Below are 18288 nucleotides of genomic sequence, written 5' to 3' on the forward strand. Positions count from 1 at the left end.
GCACCCGCTCGGGCCCGGTCCGTTTGCCGTCCACCGGGTCTCGCCGAGCCCCGCTAAGGTGGACGGATGCGACCCGAAGTCTGGGTTCCCGCCGCCGCGACCCTGGCGGCCCCCCTCGTCCCGACGATCGCCTCCTGGGTCGTCCGCACCTTCAGGGGCGACGAGCGCCCCGCGTCCGCTCCCAGCCGCCCCCGCCGCCTCGCGGCCCTGGCCGCGATCCCGGCCGCGGCGGCGGTGTGGCTCGCCCCGAATCCGTGGAACTGGATCGCCGCGGCCGTCTACATGCTCGCCCTGGCGACGGTGTTCGCCTGGTCATGGCTACGAGCGGTTCGCCACCCGACGGTGCTCCCGGAGGCGCAGCGACTGCTGAAGGACGGCGCCCGGCGGGCTCCCGGCTTCGAGTACGACCGTGACTTCCTGCCCGACCTGGTGCGCGTCTACACCACGAACGACCTCGCGCGTGAGCGCGGCGCGCAGGAGCCGGCGAACCCGGACAAGCCCCAGGAGTCCGCCTCCGAGCAGCGGGTGAGCTTCGAGAGGATCATCGTCGATCCGAAGGTGCGCCACATCGCGATCACCGGTGAGGCGGGCATCGGGAAGACCTTCATGCTGCGGTACTGGGAGCACGATCTGCGGCACCGTGCGCCCGCGGCGGCCGACCCGGTCTCGAAGTACCGGCCGCTGCTGGTCTCCGCGAGGAGGCTCGTGGGCTGCGCGTCGATCTCTGAGGCCTTCGGCGAGGTCGGCGACGACGCGCTGGAGCACCCGCCCGGCAAGGGCCTCTCCTGGCTCGTGATGATCGACGCGTTCGACGAGATCACCGACGCCGCCGATCGCGCCGAGGTCGAGCGCCTCGTGTTCGAGTCCATAGAGGACGCCACGAAGCACGACCGCGCCCGCAAGTTCGTCATCACCACCCGCGGCCTCACCGACGACCGCCGGCGCAGCTTCGAGAGCCGCGGCGTCACCGAGTTCGTGCTCCAGGTCTTCACCTCCGAACAGTTGCACGCCTTTCTGGTCAACGCCGAGACGAGCATCCCCGACCGCGAGACCCGCTCCCCGGCCCATGTCGCCGCGGTCGCCAAGGCCGACCGCTTCCTCAAGCGCTGGGAGGACGAGGACGACCTGCTCGAACTCTTCCGCCTGCCGCTCCTCGCCCGCGTCGCCGCCACCGTCTACTTCCAGAACCGCCACCTCGAACTGCCCTCGCGGCGCGTCGACGTCTACCACGACGCCATCGAGCACTGGATCGCCCAGTTCCACAAGCGGATGGACGCCGAACGCGAGCAGCACGGCCCCGCTCTGCGCCTCCTCAAAGCCTGGCACCGGAGCGAAGGCGATCCCGGCGCCGAAGCCACCGACGCGGCCGTCCGCGACCTGTTGCGCCGCTTGGCCGTCCGCTACCTCGAGTCCGACCGGCGATCGGTCGTCGGCATCGCCTGCGACCTCATGGAGCTCCAGGTCAGGCCCAAGGACCCGGGTCAGCTGGAGGCCCTGGTGACGCTGCTGGAGGCCACCGGGCTCATCCACGACGTGCGGACCGTCGGCTCCCACTTCGTCCACAAGTCCTACGCCGAATACCTCGCGGCACCCGCCACCCTCGACCGCTACCCCGATCCGGTCGCATGGAACGCCGCCTTCCGCGACCCCGAACGCCGCATCGCCGCAATCTTCGCTTTCGCCCAAGTGCCCCATGCAGAGCGGGTGGCGCTCATTGACGCTATGCGCCAGGACCCCGAATGTGTGTATGCGCTCGGCTGGATCGCCGCCGAGGGCCTGTGCGTGGTCCAGGGGACGGGTCGGATCGACCACGAGGTGCGCAACGCGCTGATCGGCACAGTGGTCCAAGGCTGGCCCCCGTACCCGCAGCCCGACTGGTGGCTGCTGGTGAACGGCCTGTGCGCCGTCGGGCACACGAGGGACCTACTGCACCGTCAGATCCAAGAAGGACGGTTTTCGGATTCCGATCGCTTGCAGGTATGCGCCGCGCTGGCAAGGCACGACTTTCGCGGTATCGCATCCCTGCGCGCCTTCGCAGAGGAGGGAGGCAGCCCTTGGACCAGGGCGCGTGCGGCCGACGAGCTCGTCGAATTCGACCGGCCCTTCGCCATAGCGACCTTGGAGGAGATTGCGGCGGACATGGACATGCCCGACGGAGTCAGGTACATCGCCCTGAGCAGTCTCACAAGAGACCGGCCCTCCACAGCGATACCGCTACTGCGTGACTTCGCACTCGACACCGGAGTACAGGCGGAATCGAGAGCCTCCGCCGCGGGCGCGATGATCGAACATGACGCCGATGCCTCTGCGATGCTGCTCAAGCAGCTCATGAACGAGTTCCGCGGCAAGGAGTTCGCCCCGGTCTCGCCGGCGATTTTCCTGTGCGACATCGACGCCGACGAGGCTACGAACGAGCTTCGCGACCTGGTGGCGAACAGAGGCATCGCGGGCTTCCAGCGCGTTAGGGCAGCCGCGGCCCTGGCGCGACAGGACCGTAAAGCCGGCATCGCCCGGTTGCGGGAGTTGTCAGAGGACCCGACGATCGAGATCTGGGGCGCCATCAACGCACTTAGGGAACTCCGCGAACACGAGGACAGGGCGGAGGTGGAACGTCGGCTCCTCGCCATCAAGGAGGACAGCACCCTTGATTACTGGGACCGGATGCACGCCGCTCGGACTTTCGCACTCGAAGGCTGGCCCGTCGACACCGCGATGCTCGAGTCCATAGCGGATGACCCGACGATCGATGAGTACGTTCGCGTAGGTGCCCTCGACGACCTGATCGCAGTCGACCAGGCGAGAATCATTGCGCGACTGCAAAACCACGCAATCGATCCGGGCTCGGGCGGTCATGAGCGGGTTACCGCGGCGCTATACGTGTCGAATTGGAACTTCCAGCTCGGCGTGACCCTTCTAGAGAGCATACTCGCAGAGCCCTCGGCTGGCGATCACGTGCGCCAACGTGCGCTGCACTTCCTGCTGGGCTACGGTCAGCGCCACGCGCGTCCCCGACTACTCGCGCTCGCCGAGGACCCGACCGCCACAGCCGCGGCCCGCATCGCCGCGGTCGACTCGCTGATGCCGAGACTCGGCGGACACGGCCTCGCGATCCTGCGGCATCTGGCGGAGGACACGGGCCTGCTCCCGGAGGACCGAGTCGAGGCGGTCACCGGGCTCGTGCGCTACGACCTGGACGAGGATCCGGAACGGCTAGGCGACCTGGCGGACGACGCCGCGCTCCACGAGGATGCCCGTCTGAAAGCGGCGACCGAGCTCGCACGGTACCACCCATCGAAGGCCGCGACATCCCTGCGCCGCATCGCGACCGCCACTGAGGTGAGCGACGATGCGCGGACGACCGCGGCCTGCGAACTCGTCGCGCTCGACCTCGCGACTGCGATCCCCCTCCTCATTGCGACGGCCGAGGACGCCGACGCCGACGACGAGTCCCGCGTGAGCGCCGCGAAGGCGGTGGCGAAAATCGACATGGAGCACGGATGCGCCCTCCTCCTGCCGCTTGCAAAGGACAAGGGGCTCTGCCATTCGAACGCCGTGGAAGCCGCCCACCTCCTCCGCAAGTACGGCGACGCCCGCGGGCTTGACCTGACCATCGCGTACACGACCTGCCCGGACCTCGATGACCAGGCGAGGGTCCGCGCCGCGGCCACCCTGCTCGAATCCGACCGCGGACTCGGCACGGCCCGCCTGGCCGAGCTGGCCTCCGACGACACGATCGACGACGTGGCTCAGACCGACGCCGCCCTCAAACTCGCCGGACTTGACCGTGAAGCGGGCCTCGCGTCGCTCCGCCGGACGGCCGCTCTACCACTCTCGCTCGGCGGGCGAACCGCATACGCGACCAAATGGATCGCGAGGTTCCGGCCGGAGGAGGGAACGCCGCTGCTGCACGCCATGGCCGCAAACGAGGACGACCCCGGTTCCACCAGAGCCCATGCGGCCCAGTTCCTGACCGAACGCGATCGCGGCGCCGGCCTGCCGATCCTGCGGCGCCTGGCCGAGGGCAGGGGATGCGATCCGTACGCCGCCGAGCTCGCAGCCCGGTACCTCCGGCGACACGACCGGCCGGCCGCCGCTGCCCTCCTGCACGCTCTCATGGAGGACACCTCGGCGTCCGCCTTCGCCCGCGTCGAAGCTGCCGACGACCTGCCTGCCGCCAACCTGAGCGAGGCCGTGGAACGGTTGCGTCGCTTCACGGACGACCCGGCATTCGACGGCCTGGGCAGGGCCGCGGCGGCGCTCAACCTCAGCTTCTGCCGCAAGCGCGAAGGCCTCGACCGCCTCCGCGCCCTCATGGCCGATCCGGACCTGGACGAGACCGAGCGGCTCTGGGCCGCGATCACCCTCGCCTGCCGCGACGCCGAGGCGCGGGCCTCGCTCGCGGGCCGCCGGGTCGAGGAGGGCAGCGTCGACTTCGGGCGCTTGCACGAAGCGGCCGACAACGCGATCAAGCTCAATCTCCGTACGGGATATCAGGTTCGGCGCTTCGCGATCGAACTCGAAGCGGCCTCCGGGGCGTCTTCTATGCATGAGTGAAACCGGAACGAACACTCCTGAACGTCCACGTGCGGTCGCCGTCTCCAGTACGGCATTGTGGATAGCCGCCGCGGTGCTGGCCGTGGCGGCGGCGGTGAAGATCGTGGCCTATGTGCCCGCGAACGAGGCGATCACCGACGCGCAGCTAGACACGGCCAGGGCCTACAGCATGGACCCCGACCTGCTGGCGATGACGCCGTTCCTCGCCAGCACGACCGGCCTGTTCGCCGTGCTCGCCTACGGCTGCTCCGCGTTCTTCTTCGCGATGACCGCCCGCAGCGTCGGCCGGGGCACCCGGGCCTCGTTCGCGCTCGCGGTGTTCACCTGGACGGCCGCGGCCGTGTGCTGCGGACTGCAACCGTTCGTCTGGTACCGGCTGCGCACCCACGGCACCGACGAGACGCGGTCGATCCTCGACCAGGTCGCCGACGACCTGCCCTGGTGGCTCACCACGGTCGAACTGGCGGCGCTCGCGCTCGTGGCCCTCGCCGCCGTCGCGGTGGGCCTGCTGCTGAGTCCCGCGGCGAAGGCGTTCCGACTCCCGGCACCGGAACCGACACCGCCGACCACCGAATGGCGGTTCCGGCCGCCCCGCGACGCCGAAGCGGCAGTGGAGAGTGACGCACATCGCCCCCCGCGCTGAATCCTTTCGCCCGGCCACAGACTCTTATGGGGGCCGGGACGCGCCCGGCGCCGGAGAGGAGGACGCCGTGGACACCGCCACCGCCCCCGACCAGGAGGCCGCCGCCGGCTGGCCCCGAGCCGCACTGGTCAGCGCCGCCCAGCGCGGCGACCGGTCCTCCATCGCGGCCCTCGTCACCGACTCGCATCCGCATGTGCGCCGCTTCGCGCGCGCGCTGTGCGCCTCGGACGCCGACGCCGAGGACGCCGCGCAAGAAGCGCTCATCATCCTGTACCGCAGGATCGGCACGCTGCGCGCGACCGGCGCCTTGGCCTCGTGGCTGTTCCGGATCGTGCGGAACGAGTGCCTGCGCCACGCGCGACGCGCCTGGCGCGGCGACGATCTGACCCGGGTGAGCGCCACGCTTGCCGGAGAGGACGACCTCATGCGGCGCCTGGAGGAGCTGTGGGTCGCCGAGGCCATCGCAGGGCTCCCCCCGGACCTCCGTCGTGTTCTCGTACTGCGCGACCTCCTCGGCTACCCGGGCCGGACGGTCGCCGACGCGCTCGGTCTCTCCGTGTCCGCCATGAAGTCGCGCCTCCACCGAGCGAGAGCTGCGGTTCGCGAACATCTGACTGGGGAGTCGGACGAGGTCGGGACGCCGTTGGCGACTCGCGAACGCCTTGCGGGCGAATCGCCCTCGACTGGGGCGCGGGCGGCGATGCGAACGCCCCAGGCCGGAGCCGGACTAGGTCGGCCGAGGTCGGTGGTTCGCGAACGCCTCGCCCGGGATGCCGCCGCTGGCGGGTCGATTGGGGCATAGGCCGCCCCGCGATCCGCGCGATGCGATCCGCGATCCGCTTTCTGCGGAATGCGAATGCGGAGCCCGGCCGCCGTGCGCGCTGGCCTGCTGCACGAGCCGATCCGACGGCCTTTCACCCGCACGGGCCGCACTCCGCATCACCCTCGCCGGCCGCACCCGTGCCACCTTTGCGGGCCGCACCAAGCGGCCCGCCACATCACCCACCGAGCCTCACAGTTCGGCGTCTAAGGAGTTCACCATGCTCGAAATCGGTTCGACCGCAACAGACCTCGACCTGGAGGACACCTCCGGCGACCAGATCCGCCTCGGCGGTCGCCATGCGCTGCTGTACTTCATGCGCTCCACGACCTGCCCGGTGTGCAACGGACATGTCAGAGACCTCGCCAAGCGGGCCGACCTGTTCGCCGCCGCAGACGTCCGGGTCCTCATCGCCGTGCCCGAGGGCCGCGGCGAGGCCGCGGCCTGGCGGGCGAGGCGGGGAGTGCCGTTCGAAGTGGTCACCGGGCGAAGCGGCACGCCGCATGAGTCGGTCGGATTGGTGCGGAAGGTGTTCGGCGCCATGCAGCAGTCCGGCAGCATCCTCCTCGACCGGGGCGGCGCGGTCCGGCACGCCCACGCCGCGACCATGCCCACCGCCGGCTACGACCGGAAGGGCATCCTCGCGGCCGTGGGGTCGTTGCAGCGCAATGACAAGCGCGACAGCGGTCGCGCCTAGCCCCGGATCAGCGCACCTCGGCGGCCACGAGTTCGACCTCGAAGCCGTCCTGGTCTTCAAGATAGGCGGCGTAGTGGCCGTCGCCCCCGGCGTACGGGTGGCGGTCGGCGAACAGCAGCCGCCAGCCGTGGTCGGCGCCCTCGGTGACGAGGCGTTCGACCTCGGCGTCGTCACGGACGTGGAACGCGAGGTGGTTCAATCCGGGCGCGCGCCGGTCGTGCCGGTCGCCGGTGAGCGCCGGAGACTGCTCCACGACGAGGTACGTCGGACCGAGCCGCCAACTGCGCCCGGCGGGCCAGTCCTGATGCGGCGCATACCCGAGGCGTTCGAGCAGCCACCCGATCGAACCGACCGCGCGGGCGAGGTCGGGCACCCACAGCTCGACGTGGTGCAAGGTCCCGTTCGCTGGAGTCTCCATTGCCGGAACGCTATCCCGGCGCAGTCAGCGCTCGGTGAGGGCCTGGCCGTGCTCGGGCGGCAGGGCCTCCACCAGCCGGGCGAGGTCGGCCCGGTTCGTCCCTGTCGAGCTGACTCGCCTCCGGGTGCCGTCGGGGAGTTCGCGCACGATCCGCCTGCCGTCGTAGAAGACACGCTCGCCCTTCGGCGCTCCGAGGCCGCGGCTGCCTGGGCCGAACGCCATGAAGACCGTGAGGCCGCCGGTGGAGGGGTTGTAGAGGTAGCGCTGGCCGAAGAAGGAGCGGAGGCCGCCGCCGAGGAGCGCCAGTCCGGCGAGGCCGATCGGCACGAGCAGTGGAATGAACGGCATGAACAGCGACAGTGCGGCGACGACCATGAGCACGCCGCCCATGCCCGTCATGAGGAACGAGGTCGGCCGCGAATACCGGACCCGGATGTAGCGGGGGCCTCTTGAACCGGACATGGCGCCTACTTCCTGCGTTCGCGCTGCTCCCAACGGTCCTCGGACACCGGCCGCGAGACCGTCTCGACCATCCGGGCCGGATCGGCGCGGTTCGACCGGCGCTATCCGACCGTCGCGGCCCGACCGACAGGGTTCGGGGCAGGGGTTCTCCAGTGGACTGAGGGGAAGGGCCAGATCAGTCTATCGGCCCGGGGCCACGGTCCGAAAGTCGAAAGTGGCCCGTACAAGCCTCCGAAACGCCTTCGGGACCGAGCCGACCGGCCCGATCCCGAAGTGTCCGTGAGTGTTCACTAGGCGACGTTGAGCGCCGTGTCGATCTTGGCGGTCATGGCCGCCATCGCGGGGCTGGGCGCTCCCTTGTGGGCGCGGTTGGCGGCCGCGATCGCGACGTTGATCGTGGTGCGGAAGTTCTCGGCCTCGGCCGGGTCGTGGGCCTCCAGGAGGGTCACCGAGGCGGTGAGGGCCGGGAGGACCTGGTCGGCGAGGGTCGCGGCGGACTTGGCCTTGAGCTTGAAGTCGTGGGTCTTCGCGGCGAGGACGTGCCCGACCGCGCCGGTCGCGGAGGCGAAGGCGAGCGTGCCCTCGGTGGCGACCTTGTGGGCCGAGCCGGCGATGCCCGCGTAGGACATGAGGGTGACGGCGCCGAAGGCGGCGGTGCGGATGACGGACTTGTCCTGGGCGGTGAGTTCGGCGTTCATGTCGTTGCGCTCCTTGTAAGCGGTGGTGCGTGCTTCGTTGATGGAGCAACTATGTGGGGCCGCGCTGACACGGCCCTGACGCCGCGCCGCCCTCGGACTGACACGGCACCCGCACCCTGTCGCCGCAGGTCAGACGCGAAAAGACCGGCCGCAGCGCCCGCCGGGCGCCGCTGCCGGTCCTCATCGTGCCGTCTCGGCTACGGGTTCACCAGCGCCACCAAAGGAAGCGCCGCTCGTAGCGGACGGTGACGCGCCCCCAGTTGTTGTCGCCGGTGATGTGGAAGCGCGGCCCGTCGACCGCCTGTTGGCACCGGTTGGTGACCGTGCCGCCCTTGAGCCGGACGCCCTCGTCCACGGCCGAGGCGTTCCGCGGAAGGACCAGTGTGAACCTGGAGTGGGCCAGGTCCACCTCCACTTCGATGTCGCCTGCGGCGAAAGCGGCGCTGCGGCAGTCGAGGGTGACCGCGCTGTGCCGGGGTTTGACGGTGATGCGGCGCGGGACGGTCCAGACGCCTTCGCGCTTGACGCGGCTGTGCTGTGGGTCCAGGACCATGTCCGGCGCGCTGCCGGTGGCCTGGAGGCGGTTGGAGACCGCGAGGGCGCGGTCGTCGTCGGGGAGGTCGGCGAGCAGGCGCGAGACGTCGGCGTAGGTCTTCGCCTCGTACGCCTGCCGCGAGCGCTCGGCGAACTCTTCGAGGTCGAGCAGGCCGTCCTCGGTGGCGGCGTGGAGCCTGCCGATGAGCGCTTCGCGCTGTGCGTTGGAGATGCGGATGTTCGGATCGGGCGCGGACATTGCGGTTCCTCTTCTGCTTTGAACAAGTTCGAACCTACCGCTTCGCGCACGGGTTCTGAGGGCCGCTCCGGGCCGGAGTCGAGTCGGGCGCCGTTCGGCGGGCCCGGCGGGGCGGTTCCGGGTCGACCCGTTCAGACGAGGCCGGCCTGATGGGCGAGGATCGCCGCTTCGACGCGGTTCCTGACGTCGAGCCGGAGGAAGATGCCGCTGAGGTAGCCCTTGACGGTGCCTTCGGTGAGGAACAGCGCCGCGGCGATCTCGGCGTTCGAGGCGCCCGTCGCGAGCAGTGCGAGCACCTCGCGTTCGCGGGCGGTGAGGGAGGCGAGCGCCCGGCCCGCCTCGGTCGCCGACGCTCCGGCGCGGAGGAGGCCGATGAGGTGCGCGGCGACGGCCGGGGAGAGCATCGCGCCGCCGCCCGCCGCGGCCCTGACACCGCGGAGCAGATCGTACGGGTCGCCGGATTTGACGAGGAACCCGTTGGCGCCCAACTGGACGGCACGGGCGATGTACTCGTCGTCGCCGAACGTGGTGACGATGATCGCCGCCTGCGCCGGGCGGGCGCGGCGGATCTGCTCGAGCGCGGCGAGCCCGTCGAGTTCGGGCATGCGGATGTCCATGAGCACGACGTCGGGTCGTTCGGCGAGCGTGAGCGCGACGGCCTGCCGGCCCGTCGCGGCCTCGACGCCGAGCACCTCGATACCGGGATCGGTGTCCAGGATGGCCCGGTAGCTCGCCCTGACGACCGGCTCGTCGTCGGCCAGGAGCACGCGGATCACAGCCATGACCGCTCCCGCAGGTCGCTTACCCGCACCACGGCGCCGTCGTGGAAGCAGACCTCGAAGACGGCGAGCCCGAGCGGGAAGTTGCCGTCGGTGTAGTAGGCGCACGACCATTCGGGTTCGTGCGCGGGCGCGGGCACGAGGCGAACGGGCGCCTGCCTTGCGGGCAGCAGTCGTTCGGCCTCGGCGGCGGCCATGCCCGCCTGGAGGAGGTCGAAGTCCCCCTCCTCGATGACGTCGTCATGGGTCGCCCAGGTGTAGAAGCCCATGAGCACGACGAGGGCGACGCAGGCGGGCGCCAGCCCCGAGCGCACGGTCCGCCACAGGGGCGAGCGCCGTGTGCCGCTCACCGAGGGCGCCGGACGCGGCCTGCGCGGGATCTGCGCGGTCACGGTGAACTCACCGCCTTCGGCCACACCGCCCTTGACCTCACCACTCTCGATTTCACCGCCCTCGGTCCCACGCCTCTCAACCTTGGCCTCCAGCCGCCCTCCCGCGACCGCGACCCGGCGCCGGAGGGCCCCGAGCCCGGTCGCGGCGGCCGTCGAGCGCGCCTCCCGGTCCTCGGCGGCGGGCACCCGGTTGCGCACCTCGACCTCGACGGCCTCGGCGGTGCCGCCGAAGGTGACCGCGACGGCCTGGCCCGGCGCGTGCCGGAGCGCGTTCGTCAGCGCCTCGCGAACCACTCGGTACAGCGTGCGATCGGCGACGGGGTGGAGTCTGGTCGGCACTTCGCCGCGCCGGACGATGACCGCGCCCGAGGCCGCGAGCCGGTCGATCATCGCTTCGACCGATTCGGGCGCTTCGGGTTCTCGTGCGGCCGCGAGCGCCCGGCGAAGCTCCTGCACGGCGTGCTCGACGTCCCGGCGAATGTCGGCCGCCTGCTCCTGAACGGCCCCGGTCGTCTGCACCTGCAACGCCCCCGCCTTCAGGGCGATGACGCTCAGGTCGTGCCCGAGCGCGTCGTGCATCTCCTCGGTCAGGCGGCTGCGGTCGGCCAGGACCGCGTTCACCGCGATCGCCTGCTCGTAGTCGCGCCGGAACCCTCGATAGCGCAGGACCAGCACAGCGAACCAGACCAGCGCGACCACCGTGAACTGGAGCCCGAGGAACACGAGCGTCGACCCGGTCGCGGCCCACCAGCCCAGCGCCGCGACCTCCGCCAGCGCGCCCGCCGCCGCGCACACGGCGACGGCGGGCGAGGACGACGGTCGGATCATGCCGCCCACTGTAAGCGGCCCGCCGCGCCGCTCACGCGTCACGCCGTTCCAGCAGCACCGAGGCCGCCGCGTACGCCGCCGCCGCCCACCCGGCCACGATCAGCAGCTTGACGACGGAGGGGTAGTCGGTGCCGTCGCCGGTGACGAACCGCCCCGCGGCGCCTGCGGGCGTCCACACGCTCATCGACGGCGGCATCGCCAGCATCCCGACCAGGAGCACCAACCCCACGGACAAGGTGCCCACGGCGCTCCGGATGATCGCGCCCAACGCGACGACCAGGACCGCCACCACGCCGAACAGCGCGGCCACCCTCGCGACCGTGACGGCCGCCGACTCGGCCGCCGGCGCGGCGTGCCCGGCGAGCGTGAGCGACCCAGCGGCCACCCCGAGGCCGCCGGCCACCGCACCGCTGACGACGCCCAGGGCGACCGCGACGAGCGTCTTGCCCGCGAGCACGACCCAGCGGCGCGGCTGCGCCTGGAACGTCGAGCGGATGCTCCCGGTCGAGTACTCGGAGGTGATCAGCGTCATCGCCGCGGCGGTGAAGGTGAGCAGGCCGAACTGCACGGCCGGACCCAAGACGTCGACCACGCGCATCGTGGTCCCCGCCGGGTGCTCCCCGAGACTGAGGCCGTGCACGAAGTCGTTGCCCAAGGACGCCGCCGTGACCGCGACCAGGACGACCGTGCTGATCAAGCACAGCAGCGGAGAGAGGATCGAGAACGTCTTGCCCCATTCGGCACCCAGCGCGCGGATCATCGCCCAGCACCGCCGATCGCGACCGTCTCGCCCGCGGGCGTTGCGGCCCTGCGGAACTCGAACTCGTCCTCCACCAGGCGCAGGTACCCCTCTTCCAGGGTCGCGGGCGTGGACGACAGCGAATGCACGCGCACGCCCCGCTCGAACGCGAGGTCGCCGATCCGCTCGATCGACCCTCCCGTGATCGACAGCGTGCCGGGCGCCTCCCGTTCCGCCGACATCCCCTCCCGTTCGAGCGCCTCCACCAGACCGTCGAGACCGGCGAGGTCGGGCGTCCGCAGCACCGTGACGTCGGCGACAGACGCGACCAGCTCCCGCGTGGTGCAGTCGGCGAGGAGCCGCCCCTTGCCCATCACGATCACGCGGTCGACCGTCTGGTGCATCTCCGCCATCAGGTGGCTGGAGACCAGCACCGTCCGCCCCTCGGCCGCGAACGACTGGAGAAGGGAGCGGATCCACCGCACGCCGTCGGTGTCCAGCCCGTTCATCGGCTCGTCGAGCACCAGCACCGCCGGATCGCCCAGCAGCGCCGCCGCGATCCCCAGGCGCTGGCCCATGCCCAGCGAGAAACCGCCGGCCCGGCGGCGGGCGACCGATTCAAGTCCGACGACCTCGATCACCTCGTCCACGCGACCGGCGGGGAGGCCTGCGTGTCGGGCCAGGCCCAGCAGGTGCGCCCGCGCGCTTCGCCGGGGGTGGCAGGAGCGGGCGTCCAGATGCGCTCCGACCGCCCGCAGCGGCTGTTTCAGCCGCGCGTACGGCACCCCGTCGATCGTGACGCCGCCCTGGGTCGGACGGTCCAGCCCCAGCAGCAGCCGCATCGCCGTGGACTTGCCTGCGCCGTTCGGCCCCAACAGCCCGGTCACATGTCCACTGCGGACTTGGACCGTGAGTGCGTCCAGGGCCGTCTTCGCGCCGTAGCGCTTCGTTGCGTTCTCGTAAGCGATCACCGTTCCATGCTCGCCGAGCGCGCGAGTCCCGAACACTGTCGAAAGTCAGGAATCCGAGTGCGGCGATTACGGTTGCATCGCCGAACGCGGTGGGCTTCATCGGGTTCGCGGCTCGCGGAAGTCGGGCAGCCGCTCGGTGAGCCGGTTGGATCGCAGTCGGGCGTCGAAGCCGCTGGTGCGCAGCACGGTCCGTTCGGGCCGGGAGTGCTGCACGACCTGCGCGTTGATGCGGGCGCGGGTGATGCTGCCGGGGTGGACGTCGACGGCGGTCCGCCAGCGCGCGCGGCGCGTCCCGGCGGACGGACCGCTTTCAGCGACCGCGACTTCGAGCCCGTGCCCGCCGGGCCGCAGGGGGATCCACCACCGGCCCCAGTCCAACTCCTGCCGGGCGCCGTCGATCGTCACGACGGGGTCGGGCATCCAGGGCCGTTCGCGCGGCGGCCACGGCTCGCCCGAGCGCCGCAACCAGTCCCTGTCGATGCCGGTTCCGGGGTCGACGTGCTGCGAGACGGCCTCCCACGTGAGGTCGAGCAGGAGCCCGCCGCTCTTCGGTTCGTGGTCGGGGAGGCGGTCGAGGGTGAAGGGCAGCTGCGACGCCGCCGGCGCGGAGTCCCCGGCCTCGTCAGCACGTCGCAGCGTCTTGCCCGCCCAGGTGTCCGGCGCGAGCGGCGGTTCGCCGCCCGGCTCCCAGGCGCGGTCGGGGTGCGATTCGAGGACGGTGGTGCGCCGTGCCGTCACCTCGGCGACCCACCACCCGGCGAACCCGCCCGCCTGGACGGAGCAGCGGTGCATCCCAGGCGGCAGCCGCACCCAGGCCGTGCCGACGCCCTGCGCGACGGGCCGCGAGTCGACCAGGAGGATCGGCACCCGGGACGGCGGGTATTCCGGGGCTTCCCGGCCGGGGCCTTCGGGTTCGGTAGGCGCGGTGGTTGCGATCGTGACCTCCAGCAGGCCCTCCGACCGCTTGATCCGGCCGGGTCTGGTGTCGGTGACCACCGGGTGAGGCGAGGCGGGGTGCGCCGTGACCGAGGGGTGTTCGTTGTCGGACAAGGGGTCTCGATTCGCTGAGGAGGTGAGGGGTGACGCGTGCGGGTGGGGGGCGCGTGGTTCGGAGTGCGGGGTTCAGGTGCCGATGCGGGAGGCGTTCTGGGCGATCGCGGTGATGTTGCCGGTGAAGACGATCAGCGCGCCGATGATGGTGAAGATCGGTCCCGGTCTGGTGCCCTGGTCGACGCCGAACAGTTCGAGGTAAGGGTCGCTCTCCATCGCGCCGAGGGCGCCGAGGAGGACCGGGAAGAGGAGCAGCGACCAGACGATGCCTATGAGCGAGAGCGTGAGGCCCTGGGTCGGTGTGGAGGCGGTGAAGTACAGCGACCACCACAGCGCCGCGAGCACCAGGGCGACGGCGACCAGCGGCGTGGCGGGGAGCGAATCGCCCGCCGAGCCTGCCCGCCCGGTGGTCATGTCCCAGTAGTTCCCGCCGCCTCCGACGACCCGGTTCCAGACCATGAACGTGCCCAGGACGATCAGAAGCGTCCCCGCCAGCGCCATCGCCGCCCCGGCCGCCGGGTTCCGCCGCCGGATCGGACCGAACACCATTGGCCCGTAGCCGTAGTACGCGGGCACGGCGGCGAACTGGCCTGTCGCGTAAGGATTTCCGGGCATTGCGCCAGGAACTGAGCCGGGCGGTGGGACGAGCAGTGGGCCGGTCGGCGGGCCCGGAGGCTGCATCAACGGCATTCCGGGCGGCTGAGCGGGCTGCTGTCCGGCCTGGCCCGGGATCGCGTAGGACTGCGCGACGGTCGGCACCGGCGACATCGGCGGTGGCGGCGGTGGCGGCGCCGGGGTCGAAGGCGGGGTGGGGGACTGGGTTGGGGACGGGGCGGGAGGCGGAACCGGAGGTGGGGCCGGGGACCGCCCCGGGGAGGGTGTCGGGAGCAGCGCGGTGGGCGGTCCGGCGGGAGGTCCGGTGGGCGGCGAGGGAACCGCCTGATCGGCGGGCAACGCGGCGGCCGGTGCGGGAGCCGTTTGATCAGCGGACCGTGCGGAGGCTGTTGGATCGGCGGCCGATCGCTCCGACCGCTGCGCGTCGTAGGCATTGCGCCGCTCGGGGTCCAGAAGGATGTCGCGTGCCCGCGCGAGGTCGGCGAGCACCTGGCCCGCCCGTTGTTGCACGGCCGGATCGCTGTCACGCGCGAGCCGAGCCCAGGCGCTCTCTTCCTCGCGGAGACGTATCTCGATGTCGGCGGCGTCGGCATCGAAGCGCAGGTCGAGGAGGTCGTAGAGGTCCGGCATCGGCGCTCCAGCGGATGTTCGCTTGCGGCAGTGAGGGACTCTTCATGCTATCGGATATTTAGGACGAACGGGCCCAGGCGCGTCCGCGCCCGGGCCCGTTCGACACATGAAGTTAAGGCGCGCCCTGCCGCGCGCAGGAGACCCGTGAAGTCACTCGCTCCGAGGTCGAAGATCGGAGATCCCTCGCCGAGCTTCGAGTCCCGCACCTGGAAGCCGGAGGTGGCGGGGCGGGCTTCGACGCATTGAGAATCTTGCGAGCTGCTGCTCCTGCTGGACTTGCGCCAAGGTGCCACGCGAGCTTCGACGCATGCGGAGTCCTGGGAGTTGCTGCTCCTGCTGGACTTGCGCCACCCGGCTTGGCTCATAGCTTGAACTCCTTAATTGACCTGGCCAGGCCTGCCACTGATTCGAGCCCGTCACGATAGTGCTGCACGGACTCGGCCTCCTCGAAGTATAGGTAGCCGTTCTGGGCCTCAACGAAGACGATATCCGGGTCGTCTTCGAGGGGAAAGCTGAGAAGGGTGAAGGCCAGGTGCATGAGGTGGGGCGGGCCAGCAGTGAACGGGAGGTACCTCACGGTTGCGTGGTCGAGTTCATCTGCCTCGATGAGTCTTCCGATCTGCTCGGTATCACAGCCGAAGTGCAGCACGGCTTCGCTCATGAGGAAGTGGTGTTTGGGCTCGTTGCCTTGCCAGAAAGGTTGCTGATTTCGCAGCCGGTTCTGTACCTCCTGCTCGACTGCGGCTTCATCGAGGTCGGGATTTCGAGGGAACAGCATCCGCATGTGGCTTTCGGATTGGAGCTGGCCCGGAACGAAGGTCGACTCGTACTGGTAGACCGTGCTGGAGTGGAGTTGGAGTTCATGGAAGGCGCTGAACCCGAAGAGGCCCCGCCCTCTCGGCTGCGTCCACGTCGTGGCCGGTCCGAGCCTCCACAACCGTTCCAGCTCGAACTTTTCCTCCTTGGGCATCCCGTAGAGGTCGCACAGCGATCCGATGACCGGGAAGGCGAGCGTGGTGGCCTCGCCGTCCTCCAGCCGCTGCGCGGTCCGGGCTGATCCGACCCGGTCGATGACCTCCGGGTGCCGCAGGGCATACCCCGCCTTCTTCCGCGCGATCTTGAGTTTCCGGCCGATCAGTTTGCGCCGCATGGGCGTCTGTCGTGATGCATCGTTCCGCATCCATTCAGTAAAGCAACGACTACCGAAAGCGCAACCCCCATCGCCCCTCAGTTCGATGTGGCATTTGGCCGTGGCCGTGGGGCCTACTCCACTGGCCGCAGCCTCCGGCCGCAGCCACAGGAGACTGCCCAATTGCCACACTCTGACCTGGGGTTTTGGTCTTGATTCGGTGTGGTGGTCCTCCTACTGTCGACTTCACGCGAGTCGATCCGCATGACTCGCGTGCGGTGGGGAAGACCCGGCGGCCGGCGTCCATTCCGGGGGCGGCGGGCGCCGGGTCGGACTCCTCCGAGCCACGATGAGTCCGAAATGGAGGAAAGCGATGAATCGAGCGGCAGAACGGCTCCAGGCTTCGACCACCCGACCAGATCCGTTGGTGCGAGGGCGGTTCACCGATGGGAGCCGGGAGTACACGGTGAGCGCGTCGAGCGCCGTGGCGCCCGACTCCTTCCAGGTGTTCGCGAGCGAGAACCGGGCCGACATCGTGCTGATCGTGTCGGGCCTGAACACCGGCGACCTGCACGCCACGTGGGGCGAGGAATGGCGGACCAGGACCGTCGAGTGGCAGGCATGGGCGCGCGAGTGCGCCTTCCACGTCTTCCACAACGGCAGCCTCATGAAGGAGCGCGTCGTGAAGGGCGCGAGGTTCTGCGATGGCTGAGGCGGTCTTGGCCGATGCCGAAGGGCCGTACAACCTCCGGTCGGACGGTGAGCCCGGGATCGACGGCTACCTGGGGTGCTTCCGGCGGGGTCCGGCGGTGTTCTCGCTGTACCAGACCTCGCCGGTCCCGCACCGGTACACGCCGGGTCCCGACCAGTTCCTCCTCGACTTCGACGACGGCGCGGGCGCCCGCGAGTGTTGCCGCTTCACCGAGGACGTGACCGAACCGCCCGAGTGGTACGGCGCGTGGAAGAACGACGAATGGTGCGGATGGATCATGGAACGCTGCCGCGCCCTCATCGCCGACCCGGAGGAGGACTAGCTGTCACCCGGGCCGGGCGCTCCGGGGCCCTCGGACCCGGCCGCCGTTCGGCGCGGGGCGTTGCACGCCTGGCGCCGAACGTACGCTCACTTGAAGACGTCGCCCTCGCCCCTGGTGGTCGCCTCGGCCCAGGCAGCCCAGCCGTTCGCATCGGTGGCCGACTTGCGCGGCTTCCCGCCGAGCGAACGACCAAGTGGGCTTCTCGCGGGGAGCCGACACAGTTCAACTCGACCTCGGCCGCGGCAATCTCTCTCGCTCCTCAGCATCACAGGTGTACTTCGGCCAGACGAGATCGGTCGCATCACGATCGGGGTGATCGCACCAACGGCGTCAAGCTCACTGCCGTAGCCGGTGAATTCCGGATCGAGGCAGTCGAGAGGTGGCCGTGATTCGAAGCCTTTCCGCCTATACCGGCGGCCGCAGTCGCTTCGAGTACAGCGAGTGGTCCAGGCTCCGAGGGGGCGGATGGTCACTCGCACGCGAAGGAACCGGAACATCTGCCGCACAACGAATACAGCTTGCTCGGTGAAGCTCTTGTTTGAGGGCGGAGGCGCGATCGCTGTGATGGGTTGTGGCCGTGCGGGGTGGGGCGGTTTGCGGTCAGGGCGAAAGGCGGCGGCGATGAGGGGTGGGTTGGTGGTGGGGGTGGGCTTGTCGGGGACGGGTTCGAGTAGCTGGCGGAGGGGCGCAGCGAGCGGACTGATTGTGGTCCGCGAGCGCGTCCGAGGCGGGACCGTCAGCGCGGAGGATGAGGCCCGTTTCCGTTGCGGCGCTGTGGGTGTGGCGCCGAACGTGAGTGTCTTGTCATCGTGTGGGTGATGACGGTAGGGGTGCCTGGGTGTCATGATTGAGTTACGCACAGGGACAGGAAATCTGGACAGGTGTCGGGCAGGTGTAGCGCAGACTAAGCCAAGCCTCTGGCCGACTCGATCCTCCTGACAGGTCTCGACACGGCAGTACCGAACTTCTCGGTTCTGGATCGGTGTCATCCCGGAGCGGCCGCAGGGCCAGCTTCAGTGCTATCGGGTCCGCAGCT

The 18288-nt window shown here is 70.3% G+C and carries 17 protein-coding genes and 1 pseudogene; 6 read left to right on the plus strand and 12 right to left on the minus strand.

Going from position 1 to position 18288, the window contains the following annotated elements:
* Positions 1 to 66 precede the first annotated feature (66 nt).
* The 4 genes and pseudogenes from E9998_RS12200 (at position 67) to E9998_RS12215 (ending at position 6714) form a co-directional block, all read left to right on the plus strand.
* Positions 67 to 4554, plus strand: a complete 4488-nt coding sequence (locus E9998_RS12200) for an NACHT domain-containing protein (protein WP_136529975.1) — start codon at positions 67 to 69, stop codon at positions 4552 to 4554.
* A 55-nt stretch (positions 4555 to 4609) separates the two neighbouring features.
* Entirely contained in the window at positions 4610 to 5197 is a 588-nt protein-coding gene (locus E9998_RS12205; RefSeq protein ID WP_136529976.1) for a hypothetical protein, read from the plus strand.
* 67 nt (positions 5198 to 5264) lie between these two features.
* Positions 5265 to 5810 (plus strand): annotated as a pseudogene (locus E9998_RS12210) (RNA polymerase sigma factor); the annotation flags it as partial.
* A 427-nt stretch (positions 5811 to 6237) separates the two neighbouring features.
* Entirely contained in the window at positions 6238 to 6714 is a 477-nt protein-coding gene (locus E9998_RS12215; protein WP_136529978.1) for a peroxiredoxin family protein, read from the plus strand.
* 7 nt (positions 6715 to 6721) lie between these two features.
* On the opposite strand, the gene E9998_RS12220 is transcribed toward E9998_RS12215, so the two are convergent.
* From E9998_RS12220 to E9998_RS12275, 12 genes are all read right to left on the minus strand, one after another.
* Positions 6722 to 7132 (minus strand): VOC family protein, encoded by a 411-nt coding sequence (locus E9998_RS12220; RefSeq protein ID WP_136529979.1) that lies wholly within the window; start codon positions 7130 to 7132, stop codon positions 6722 to 6724.
* Positions 7133 to 7156: 24 nt separating this feature from the next.
* Complete coding sequence (locus E9998_RS12225; protein WP_136529980.1) at positions 7157 to 7594, minus strand: hypothetical protein; 438 nt, start codon at positions 7592 to 7594, stop codon at positions 7157 to 7159.
* Positions 7595 to 7884: 290 nt separating this feature from the next.
* Positions 7885 to 8292: a hypothetical protein gene (locus E9998_RS12230; protein WP_136529981.1), complete on the minus strand. Its 408-nt coding sequence runs from the start codon at positions 8290 to 8292 to the stop codon at positions 7885 to 7887.
* A 205-nt stretch (positions 8293 to 8497) separates the two neighbouring features.
* Positions 8498 to 9085 carry a DUF1707 SHOCT-like domain-containing protein gene (locus tag E9998_RS12235; RefSeq protein ID WP_136529982.1) on the minus strand — a complete coding sequence of 196 codons (588 nt, stop codon included), beginning with the start codon at positions 9083 to 9085 and terminating at the stop codon, positions 8498 to 8500.
* A 131-nt stretch (positions 9086 to 9216) separates the two neighbouring features.
* Complete coding sequence (locus tag E9998_RS12240) at positions 9217 to 9861, minus strand: response regulator (protein ID WP_136530113.1); 645 nt, start codon at positions 9859 to 9861, stop codon at positions 9217 to 9219.
* A complete protein-coding gene (locus E9998_RS12245; RefSeq protein ID WP_136529983.1) occupies positions 9858 to 11084 on the minus strand; it encodes a sensor histidine kinase in 1227 nt (408 codons plus the stop codon). Before E9998_RS12245 ends, E9998_RS12240 begins: the two co-directional genes overlap by 4 nt.
* A 31-nt stretch (positions 11085 to 11115) precedes the next feature.
* Positions 11116 to 11844 (minus strand): hypothetical protein, encoded by a 729-nt coding sequence (locus E9998_RS12250; RefSeq protein ID WP_136529984.1) that lies wholly within the window; start codon positions 11842 to 11844, stop codon positions 11116 to 11118.
* Positions 11841 to 12794: an ATP-binding cassette domain-containing protein gene (locus tag E9998_RS12255; RefSeq protein WP_136529985.1), complete on the minus strand. Its 954-nt coding sequence runs from the start codon at positions 12792 to 12794 to the stop codon at positions 11841 to 11843. The genes E9998_RS12250 and E9998_RS12255 overlap by 4 nt, the downstream gene beginning before the upstream one ends.
* 96 nt (positions 12795 to 12890) lie before the next feature.
* Positions 12891 to 13844 (minus strand): hypothetical protein, encoded by a 954-nt coding sequence (locus E9998_RS12260; RefSeq protein WP_136529986.1) that lies wholly within the window; start codon positions 13842 to 13844, stop codon positions 12891 to 12893.
* 72 nt (positions 13845 to 13916) lie between these two features.
* Complete coding sequence (locus E9998_RS12265) at positions 13917 to 14459, minus strand: hypothetical protein (RefSeq protein ID WP_136529987.1); 543 nt, start codon at positions 14457 to 14459, stop codon at positions 13917 to 13919.
* A gap of 677 nt (positions 14460 to 15136) precedes the next feature.
* Positions 15137 to 15454 carry a DUF397 domain-containing protein gene (locus E9998_RS12270; RefSeq protein ID WP_136529988.1) on the minus strand — a complete coding sequence of 106 codons (318 nt, stop codon included), beginning with the start codon at positions 15452 to 15454 and terminating at the stop codon, positions 15137 to 15139.
* Complete coding sequence (locus E9998_RS12275) at positions 15451 to 16269, minus strand: helix-turn-helix domain-containing protein (protein WP_136529989.1); 819 nt, start codon at positions 16267 to 16269, stop codon at positions 15451 to 15453. The genes E9998_RS12270 and E9998_RS12275 overlap by 4 nt, the downstream gene beginning before the upstream one ends.
* A 415-nt stretch (positions 16270 to 16684) precedes the next feature.
* Between E9998_RS12275 and E9998_RS12280 the strand changes: the two genes are divergently transcribed.
* The gene (locus tag E9998_RS12280) at positions 16685 to 16930 is read left to right on the plus strand and encodes a hypothetical protein (RefSeq protein WP_136529990.1); all 246 of its coding nucleotides are present in this window, start codon (positions 16685 to 16687) and stop codon (positions 16928 to 16930) included.
* Entirely contained in the window at positions 16923 to 17252 is a 330-nt protein-coding gene (locus tag E9998_RS12285) for a hypothetical protein (protein ID WP_136529991.1), read from the plus strand. Before E9998_RS12280 ends, E9998_RS12285 begins: the two co-directional genes overlap by 8 nt.
* Positions 17253 to 18288 lie beyond the last annotated feature (1036 nt).

This window comes from Glycomyces paridis (genome assembly GCF_004912155.1).
GTDB classification, from domain to species: domain Bacteria; phylum Actinomycetota; class Actinomycetes; order Mycobacteriales; family Micromonosporaceae; genus Glycomyces; species Glycomyces paridis.